Origin of the sequence: Candidatus Jettenia sp. AMX1, assembly GCF_030263775.1 — a bacterium.
Taxonomy (GTDB): Bacteria; Planctomycetota; Brocadiia; order Brocadiales; family Brocadiaceae; genus Jettenia; species Jettenia caeni.
Window position 1 is genome coordinate 1 of sequence record NZ_SZPP01000080.1, and the last position, 9,276, is coordinate 9,276.

General features: G+C 45.2%; 7 protein-coding genes. 3 read left to right on the forward strand and 4 right to left on the reverse strand.

The window, feature by feature from the left end:
- Window positions 1–606: 606 nt before the first annotated feature.
- The gene (locus FBQ94_RS16995) at window positions 607–2,451 is read left to right on the forward strand and encodes a glycoside hydrolase family 15 protein (RefSeq protein WP_007221481.1); all 1,845 of its coding nucleotides are present in this window, start codon (window positions 607–609) and stop codon (window positions 2,449–2,451) included.
- 256 nt (window positions 2,452–2,707) lie between these two features.
- Here FBQ94_RS16995 and FBQ94_RS17000 read toward each other — a convergent pair whose 3' ends face one another.
- Window positions 2,708–3,892 (reverse strand): OmpA family protein, encoded by a 1,185-nt coding sequence (locus FBQ94_RS17000; protein ID WP_007221480.1) that lies wholly within the window; start codon window positions 3,890–3,892, stop codon window positions 2,708–2,710.
- Window positions 3,893–4,272: 380 nt separating this feature from the next.
- Here FBQ94_RS17000 and FBQ94_RS17005 point away from each other — a divergent pair, with 380 nt between their 5' ends.
- Window positions 4,273–5,319, forward strand: coding sequence for a small ribosomal subunit Rsm22 family protein (locus tag FBQ94_RS17005; protein ID WP_007221478.1), 1,047 nt, complete (start codon window positions 4,273–4,275; stop codon window positions 5,317–5,319).
- 72 nt (window positions 5,320–5,391) lie between these two features.
- Window positions 5,392–6,093, forward strand: a complete 702-nt coding sequence (locus FBQ94_RS17010) for an Lcl C-terminal domain-containing protein (RefSeq protein ID WP_007221477.1) — start codon at window positions 5,392–5,394, stop codon at window positions 6,091–6,093.
- Between the two features lie 158 nt (window positions 6,094–6,251).
- On the opposite strand, the gene rnk is transcribed toward FBQ94_RS17010, so the two are convergent.
- The 3 genes from rnk to FBQ94_RS17025 form a co-directional block, all read right to left on the reverse strand.
- Window positions 6,252–6,668 carry a nucleoside diphosphate kinase regulator gene (rnk, locus tag FBQ94_RS17015; protein WP_007221476.1) on the reverse strand — a complete coding sequence of 139 codons (417 nt, stop codon included), beginning with the start codon at window positions 6,666–6,668 and terminating at the stop codon, window positions 6,252–6,254.
- Between the two features lie 94 nt (window positions 6,669–6,762).
- On the reverse strand, window positions 6,763–7,227 hold the full coding sequence (locus tag FBQ94_RS17020) for an MgtC/SapB family protein (protein WP_007221475.1): 465 nt from the start codon (window positions 7,225–7,227) through the stop codon (window positions 6,763–6,765).
- A 137-nt stretch (window positions 7,228–7,364) separates the two neighbouring features.
- Window positions 7,365–8,762, reverse strand: a complete 1,398-nt coding sequence (locus tag FBQ94_RS17025; RefSeq protein WP_007221474.1) for an alanine/glycine:cation symporter family protein — start codon at window positions 8,760–8,762, stop codon at window positions 7,365–7,367.
- Between the last annotated feature and the right edge of the window lie 514 nt (window positions 8,763–9,276).

Below are 9,276 nucleotides of genomic sequence, written 5' to 3' on the forward strand. Positions count from 1 at the left end.
TTGGGAATTTATTCTCGCTATTCTATCCATTTCTCAATGACATACACTCATCCCCCTCTTTTCTCCTCTCTCTCTTGTATACTTGTGGGTAAGGATAAGTTTCTAAAGGGGGACTAAGGGGGATTATGAGTGGTTTGTTATGCTTCACCGTTTCCACACTTTAGCTTGATGCATATGGGGTTCATTCCCCTGGAGAGACGCAAAATCTTGCTTCTCTACAATTAGGGTAGGGATGGGTTAACGGTATCATGAAAAACTTTGAATTTCCTATGCATCATCGTTTTCTTGCATCCGGAATTTACAACAATGTAGCAGAAGTTAGATATTTTATCAAGGGAAACAGAAGCCTCTGATAAATGTTTATCACGCTATTGCTCTATTTTTGGTAGGCGTTGCCTACTCTACCTGGCTTATAAGTACCTGATCATATTGTACATTTTCTTTAGTAGTAATGAGTATACCACGCAAAAATTTTGACGCAAAGGTTTTGCCATAAGCTCTTTTTATTGCCAAAAATTTACCGTGAAAGAAAATGGAGAAGTCTCTATAATAGCAACAGATATCGTAAAGAATTAAAAAAATTTAAAAAAGAGGAGGATCTCAATTATGGCATATCAACCGATTGAAAATTATGGGTTGATCGGCAACCTGAGAACTGCAGCGCTGGTGGGAATGAATGGATCCATCGACTGGCTATGCCTGCCCCGCTTCGACTCGGCCAGCGTCTTCGCCGCTATCCTGGATGATCAGAAGGGAGGCCGGTTCCGCATCACCCCGAAGGGAGAAGGTCTACGGCACAAACAACACTACTGGCCGAACACCAACATTCTCATTACGCGGTTTCTGCACCCCGACGGGATTGGCGAGATCGAGGACTACATGCCCGTAGGCGGGGCCGGTGGCGCCCCGGATGACCAACTCGTCCGACGGGTCCGGGTGGTGCATGGCCGCATGCCGTTCCATCTGGAGTGCCGGCCTGCCTTTGACTATGCCCGTGCCCGGCACGAGACATTAGTCGCCTGGCAAGGCGCCCGCTTTGACGGACCAGGACTGAGCCTCGGACTAGCAGCCTCAGTCCTGCTGCGGCGTGACGGAGACGGCGTGCTTTCCGATTTTATCCTGAGCGAAGGACAGAGCGCAACCTTTGTTCTACGCCGGCTCGACCAGGGTCGCGATGCTGGCTACTGCCCCGATACCGGAGAGGCAGAGGAGTGGTTCCGGGAAACTGTAGCATACTGGCAACGATGGCTGTCGCACTGCACTTATCAGGGCCGCTGGCGTGAAATGGTGCAGCGCTCGGCGCTGGCACTCAAGTTGTTGACATACGAGCCAACAGGGGCCCTCATAGCTGCCCCAACCACGAGCCTTCCCGAAAACATTGGCGGGGTGAGGAATTGGGACTACCGCTATACCTGGCTTCGGGACGCATCCTTCACCCTCTATGCGTTGATGCGGATTGGCTTTACCGAAGAAGCTGCCCGGTTTATGGACTGGCTGGTGGCGCGCTTACAGGAAGACAAATCCGCCTGTAATGGCCCTCTCCAACTCATGTATGGCATCGATGGCCAGGCCGAGTTGATCGAACAGGAACTTCCACACCTGGAGGGCTACCGATGTTCTCGGCCTGTGCGGATCGGCAACGGCGCTTACGATCAACTCCAGCTCGATATTTACGGTGAACTGATGGACTCTGCCTACTTGTTTAATAAATATGGCACGCCCGCTGGCTATGATGCATGGAAGAATATGCGCCGGCTGGTAGACTGGGTCTGTAACAACTGGGCGCGTACGGATGAGGGGATTTGGGAAGTGCGCGGCGGACAGAGGCACTTCGTTTTCTCACGACTTATGTGCTGGGTAGCCCTGGACCGCGGTCTGCGTCTGGCCGATAAACGGTCGTTCCCGGCAGACCGGGCACGGTGGCTGCGTGTACGGGACGAGATATACGAGGATGTAATGCAAAAAGGATGGGACCTACAACGCCGGGCCTTCGTCCAGGCATACGACTCTCCCGCCCTGGACGCCTCGAATCTGCTGATGCCACTGGTATTCTTCATTGCCCCCAACGACCCGCGGATGCTTGCGACCGTGGACGCAATCCGCAAACCGATAGCGCAAGGTGGACTGGCTGCCGGCGGACTAGTTTACCGATACGACCCACGTGAGGCTCCAGATGGGCTGCCGGGAACCGAAGGGACATTTAACATGTGCAGCTTTTGGCTCGTTGAGGCGCTGACCCGCGCCGGGCGCACCGACTCAAGACGGCTGGAGGAGGCACGACTCTTGTTCGAAGAGATGCTCGGCTACGCCAATCACCTGGGACTCTATGCGGAGCAAACAGGCCCTAGCGGTGAAGCGTTGGGAAACTTTCCGCAAGCGTTCACCCACCTGGCCCTTATCAGCGCCGCATTCAACCTCGACCGGACGCTGGACGGAGGACGTACCGATTGACGCAGGAAGAAGGCTGGCATGCAGAGTACCCTCATTTAACATAAAAAAGTGAGGCAAGAGAATTGGAAAATAAACGCTCAAAAGCAAGCACCCCACCATCTCATCCACAACCTGATCGCATAGCAATAGAGTCCCGGTGCTCTCATCAACCGATAAGAAATTATCCTTCGATAAACAATAAAATACTATGATATGTACGATGTACGGTTGCATTTACTTCATTCTCAGACACCTGTAAAGATATGACTCCGGGACTTTACTTTATGGGAACAATTTCAGCCCTTCTGTTCAGCGCACGGCCTTCTTCTGTGTCATTAGGGGCAATAGGCTTTTTAAATCCAAAACCCGCGATAGAGACACGTGATTCATTGATACCTTTATCGACTAAATAGTTCTTTACCGCCTGGGCTCTTTTTTGGGAGAGGTCTATATTATATTCCATTGAACCGATATTGTCCGTATGTCCCTCTATTCTTATGTACATATTCGGATTTTTTTGTAAAATATCGACAATGTTGCTGAGATTTGAATTAAACTCTTCTTTAATATCCCATTTCTTATATTCAAACGTGATTCCTTTTACCACCCAGCATCCTCTAGAATCAACAATTGCCCCTTGAGGTGTATCCGGGCATTCATCGTCTTTGTCGTAAACACCATCACCATCACTATCAATATCTTGTTTTTGCGTAGCTGTCAAAAATACCTTTTTTACAAAGTCCGCCATGTCATCACTGGATGCAATTTCATCGGCAGTTACCGAAAAACCACATGTTACTTCTTGTGCAAGGTCTCCGAGCTCTCTTTCTCCTTCAGCAGTATTTCCCACGAAAATGGTGTAAAGGCATACCCTATCTCCGTACATTTCTTTTAAATCCTGTGCCTTCGCCATGGGACTTCCGATTAACTGTTCACCGTCACTGACAAGAATTACTGCATTTTGGCCACCTGACGTCAGTAATAGATTCTTTGCATCTTTTATAGCATTACCAGCCGGACTGCTGCCCTGGGGAACCGTTGCCCCGTTTAACGCATCTTCTAAAAGCCCCCGTGAGTGCTTCGTGAGTTCATAAACAACAAATGTTTTGTCTAATGGCTTTAAAAATCCATGTCCAAATGTTACAAGAGCACTATTTATATCGATTTCAGGCAGGGTATTATTCATTCTCGCTAAAATATCTTTCGCCACAGCAAATTTGGAATGCCCTTTATTAACAGTACCGGTAAATTCTTCTTCCATAGATGCTGACGCATCCAAAATAATTACAAAACTTTTAATCTTTGGCACATACTTCACATCTTGAGATTCTGAATCTAGATTTTGAGGAACAAAAGTCTCAAGGGGTTCGATAGGTTTCTTAAGAGGCTTAAGTTGCGCGCAACCCGTTAGAATTATCATTGATATCATAAGAAACGATGCTGATAGATATTTTTTCCGCATAACGATTCCTCTATAAAATTAAAAAAACAAACTCCAATTTACAAAATACTGTTTGAGAAAGAAAACTTAATAGTATTAAATATCTTCCCATGAGAGAAATACTGTAGCAAAAAGGCAGTAGATTGCAAGCTATTTTAATGTCAATAGAACTATTCAATTCTTCTTAGCTCCATTGAATACGAAAGAAGAGAAGCGTAAAAATGATTTGATAATAACTCATCGCAGAAAACACTGGAATCTCGGAGGTTCTTTGAGTATAAATAATTATACGGATTTTTTCCGTTATAATCTCTTTCTCTGTGTTCTCAGCGCCCTTTGTAGTGAAAAGTATTACCTGAGTTGATACTGAAAAATGAATTGCCCGCATTTTATCACGTTTTATGTCTCACAATACAACAGAAGAAATCAAAATCCGGCGTTACCGGCTTCCTGATCATCTTTCCTGGTTCATTGAGCAACAGTTAGATAAGATTGGTTTTTCACTAGCAACCCCAAAATCTCTTGCTCAGACGATTCTTCACCAATCTGATTTTTATATCAGACATCCCTATGGAGAAACCCCATGGAAGGAGCATTGGGCTCAGGCTGCACAGTTGGCCTATTACTTCCCCCTTAACTGGATTCGGGCACAGGCCATATTAGACAGGGGTGAGGAAGTTGGGTTTTGGAATAATCTCAAATCTTATTTAGAATTTGGCAGCGGACTTGGCCCCTTTACCTGTCAGAACCGATATTTCAACAAAGGACTATGTATTGAACCTTCTCTTGAAGCTCAATCAGTTGCCAGGAATCTGGCTCATCATTTTGGAATTACACGGCCACTTACATGGAATGTAAGATTTGAAAAAACAGCATCGATTGATGTGGCTGTTTTCTCTTACATACTGACAGAACTGCCACAACTGCCTCCCTGGATTTATGAGGTAAAGAGCCTGGTGTTTGCAGAACCGTCAACTCAAGATGATGGACGCCGGCTGATGAATCTCAGAGAACGCCTTATTAAAGACGGATATTATCCCTATGCACCATGCGTACACAGCAATACATGTCCGCTTCTTATAGAATCAAAAAAAGACTGGTGCCACGACCGGGTTTTGTTTGATGCACCTCCGTGGTGGCTTGAAATGGAAGAATATCTTCCCATGAAAAACCGTACGGTCACATTCTCCTATCTATTAATGAAAAAAGAAAAACCTGATCTGAAAAAGGAAAATATGGGAAGGCTCGTGGGTGACTGTCTTGTCGAAAAAGGAAAGACAAGACAAATGGTTTGTAGAAGTTCCAGGCGTGAATTCCTTTCTTGGCTGCACAAAGAAGCTGAAAAATTCGAACTCCCGCGAGGAGAAATGGTTTCAATTCCGGAAGATGAGATCAGAAAGGGGACAGAAATACGCATCCGAAAAAGTCCGAAACTCGGTCTTTCGTAATAAGTCTGTATTTGAGAAAGTTAAAAAATACACTGGGCGCCGATTCGCACAGATTTTTACGGATTTTCCAACATGAAGAAAGAGTATAAACAAGATATCCCAAATCAGGAAAAACCTCAACACGGTTCAACAAACAGAAAGAGGAACAGGTTGCTGTATTTGCTCCTGGGCATTCCTATCCCTATAATAATTGGTTTGTTTGTAATAACAACAGGAAATAAAGAAGTTACCGTTTCCCGTCTAAAGAGAACCGCAAATCCTGAAAACTCAGCGATTGTGAGAACAATATTCCGCAACAAGCCGGAAAAGGGATTATCACCTGAAACAGTACAAATCATGCTGAAAGATACGGATCTCTTCGATGCTCGCAGGAATCCTTCCGTCCCCGGCCTTTCTCATAAGTTTGAAGTGCAAAATAAAGGAACGGTTGTTTATGACCATGCGAGTGGTTTAATGTGGCAACAGTCAGGTTCACAGGATGATATGAATTATGAAAAAGCAAAGGACTATGTTTCCAAACTGAACTCTGAGCAATTTTCCGGCTATAATGACTGGCGTTTACCAACCCTGGAAGAAGCTATGTCTTTGATGGAACCAACACACAAGAATGGTGATTTACATATTGACCAGGTGTTTGATCCGTATCAGGCGAGAATTTGGACATCTGATTTTAGAAAAGACTCGATGGTCTGGGTCGTCAGGTTTGATTCAGGTTATTGTGACTACGCCTATAACGATGGCAACATCAATTACTCTGTTCGTGCCGTTCGGTAAGAACAATTGATCATCTGTATATTTGAACATCTCAAATCTATTATTGTTCATGGTATCTTCTCCCTGAGCGGTCTAGCAACGAAGTCTCCTGCCACCATGGATTGCAGCCCGTCATGAATTACAGCGAAATAGTGGCCAGGTAGAGGGCTTTATCAGCACTACAAGTGGAAATCTCCTGCTGCTTCTGGCTGGTAAAGTATTTTCTTTATGGAAATGCTTCTCCGCCCGGACGGAACCTTCCATTCGATACTATCTCCTTCTTTGTAGCCCAGGATTGCCGTTCCAATGGGGGCAAGGACCGAGATTGATCCGGATTCAATATCCGCATCTTTTGGAAAGACCAGAGTATAAGTCATTTCTTCGGATGTATCGGTGTCGTGAAGGAGAACCCTTGAATTCATGGTAACTACGTTGGATGGCACCTCTTTGGAAGATATAACCCTGGCGCGTTCCAGCTCTTTCTGCAAATCCTGTAAATCCTGTCTGCTGTGACCCCCGAAGGTTTCAGCAACCTCGATGAGTTCGTCAAGTCGGTCCTTGTCGAATTTTGTAATAAAGATCTCTCTTTGTTTCATGATTGCCTCCAAAATTTTATGCTAATACGATTCGACTTCATCCGGTATTCGGGACTTAAACCAGTAATTTACTCATATCTATGGTTTTTGTCGATTATCTTTTCTCGTTCCGAAATTCAATTTTGCCGATAGCCGTGAGAATGATCCATGTCAGAACGACACTCAACGCCGCCAACCACCAGCGGCCCACCCCTACAGCTACGCCGACTGCCGCTGTCAACCAGATACCAGCCGCTGTTGTTAACCCTGTAATCTCACGTTCCTTGGTCAGCTTGAGTATAGCTCCCCCTCCAATAAAACCGATGCCGGTGGCAAGCCCTTGAATTACGCGTGACAAATCACTCGAAGACATCCCGAACTCTAAGGAAATAAGCACGAAGAGGGACGCTCCCAGAGCGACCAGCATATGCGTTCGTAATCCTGCCGCCTTGCCCGCACTCTCACGCTGGATTCCTATTACTGCACCCAATATTGCAGCAGCCGCCAGCCGGATGGCTATGCGAGCTATTTGCGTCGTGTCCGGCAATTCGGCGGTTAGTTCTTTCAGAAGGGCTTCCATTGTTACCCGTTTCTTGTCCAGTAAGAATCAGTTTATTTCAAAAATCTCATAAGGGATTATACATCTTCTATAAATATCTGCATATACCTTGTAAAGTCAAGTAAATTAACGTATAAATGACAGATTGCTGTACATGATTAATCCCTGCCGGGAGTCTTCTGTAATGGAAAGGTTCTGCTAACGGGAAGGCTATTTTCGAAATTATGGATAAGTTTTACCACTAACGGTGCAAGGACAATCAGTGCAATAAGATTTGGTACTGCCATCAATCCGTTCAGGATGTCGGCTATACCCCATACTGCATCGAGCTTCAACAATGCCCCAATCAATACAAACGGCAGCCATAAGAACCGGTATGCGTATCTGACAATACGTCCATGTCCTAAGAGATAAGCAGCACAAGTCTCCCCATAGAAACACCAGGCAATGTTTGTATCATAGGCCGTAAGCACCATACAAAACGCAACCAGAGCAGATCCAAATTTTAGCCCGAAGAGTGATGAAAAACCATGAATCGTAAGCGATGCTCCGGTTTCACCGGACGACCATGCGCCCGTGAGAATAATTACCAGCGCCGTTGCTGAGCACATAATAACGGTATCGACAAACACCTCCATCATGCCCCAGAATGCCTGACGAACCGGATGATCGGTTTTGGCGGTTGCGTGTGCAATCGGGGCGCTGCCAAGCCCTGCTTCATTACTAAAAGTTCCCCGTGATATTCCATAGCGAATCGCCTGCATGATCGTTGCACCGGCAAAACCTCCGATTGCAGCTCTCGGATGAAATGCATCGTGGATAATCATAGTCAGCACTGAAGGGATATAGTTTATTTTCCAGATAATAATTGCGGCGGCGCCGAGCATATACAGAACACACATAACCGGCACACAGAACATTGCCACGTGTGCAATTCTCTTTATACCTCCAATAGTTACCAACCCTACGAAAATCAGTAATCCAATGCCGGTTATCCAGGAAGGGATATTGAAGTATTGTAATCCTTCTGCTACAGAATTTGCCTGGACCATATTCCCTATCCCAAAAGCTGCCAGTGCGCCAAATAATGCAAAAGCAAAAGCGAGCCATCTCCATCGGGAGCCCATACCCCGGCTGATGTACATCATAGGACCGCCGACCATTGGCCCGCCCGGTTCCCTTGTTCTGTAATGAATACCGAGGGCTACTTCAAAGAATTTGGTTCCCATTCCTACAATTCCGGAGATCCACATCCAGAAGATTGCGCCCGGTCCGCCTGCTGCAATTGCTGTGGCCACTCCTGCAATGTTTCCAACCCCTACCGTTCCTCCCAGTGCAACGTTTAATGCCTGAAACGGGCTAATATCACCTTCGCCTGACGATTCCTTGCGGAACGTCCTTATAAACGTTTCACGCCACATCCGCATAAATTTTCGTATCTGAATAAAACGGCTCAAAACGGTTAAAAAGAGTCCTATTCCAACAATGGCAACTACCATCGGAAGACCCCAGACGAAAGTATTTATTCCATGAATTAATTCTATTAATTTTTCCATAGATGTTGTTTGTTATTAAGAAGTGGAATTCCAAATTTATTTGGGATGAGCTATAAAACTATCAGTGCCGGGTGGTCTGTCGTTTCGCTCATGACATGGTCACATCTTAACTATTTTGAAAACAAAGTCAATAATTAAATAGTATGGCATTCCTGAAAATTAGATTACCGTTTTAGGTATTACACGATCAGTACGAGGATATTTTTATAAGCAATCTGTTGCCTCAAGAACGACCGATGATAATCAATAATGGAATGAATACTTTAATTGTCTGAGCATGAACGCCTTGCCCAAAAGGTTGTTTTTGCAGAGGATGCTTTTATCGTTTGCCTTAACGAGCGATATTATAATAGGATGATTCGAAGATTTTCCGTAGTTTAAAGGAGATTTAGATATGATCAGAAAGTAGATAAATTAGGTTGGGTTTTAAAAGACAAAACCCAACGACTTTTTCTTTGAATTTATCTTTTTATCAAGGTATATATGATGCATATGGAATATGTCAGTACCCGTG

What these genes read in the sequence shown, in the direction of transcription:
- FBQ94_RS17010 (WP_007221477.1), top strand. Translation starts at nt 5,392, where the DNA reads ATGAAGAAAGAGTATAAACAAGATATCCCAAATCAGGAAAAACCTCAA.
- FBQ94_RS17005 (WP_007221478.1), top strand. Translation starts at nt 4,273, where the DNA reads ATGTCTCACAATACAACAGAAGAAATCAAAATCCGGCGTTACCGGCTT.
- FBQ94_RS17000 (WP_007221480.1), bottom strand. Translation starts at nt 3,892, where the DNA reads ATGCGGAAAAAATATCTATCAGCATCGTTTCTTATGATATCAATGATA.
- FBQ94_RS17020 (WP_007221475.1), bottom strand. Translation starts at nt 7,227, where the DNA reads ATGGAAGCCCTTCTGAAAGAACTAACCGCCGAATTGCCGGACACGACG.
- FBQ94_RS16995 (WP_007221481.1), top strand. Translation starts at nt 607, where the DNA reads ATGGCATATCAACCGATTGAAAATTATGGGTTGATCGGCAACCTGAGA.
- FBQ94_RS17025 (WP_007221474.1), bottom strand. Translation starts at nt 8,762, where the DNA reads ATGGAAAAATTAATAGAATTAATTCATGGAATAAATACTTTCGTCTGG.
- rnk (WP_007221476.1), bottom strand. Translation starts at nt 6,668, where the DNA reads ATGAAACAAAGAGAGATCTTTATTACAAAATTCGACAAGGACCGACTT.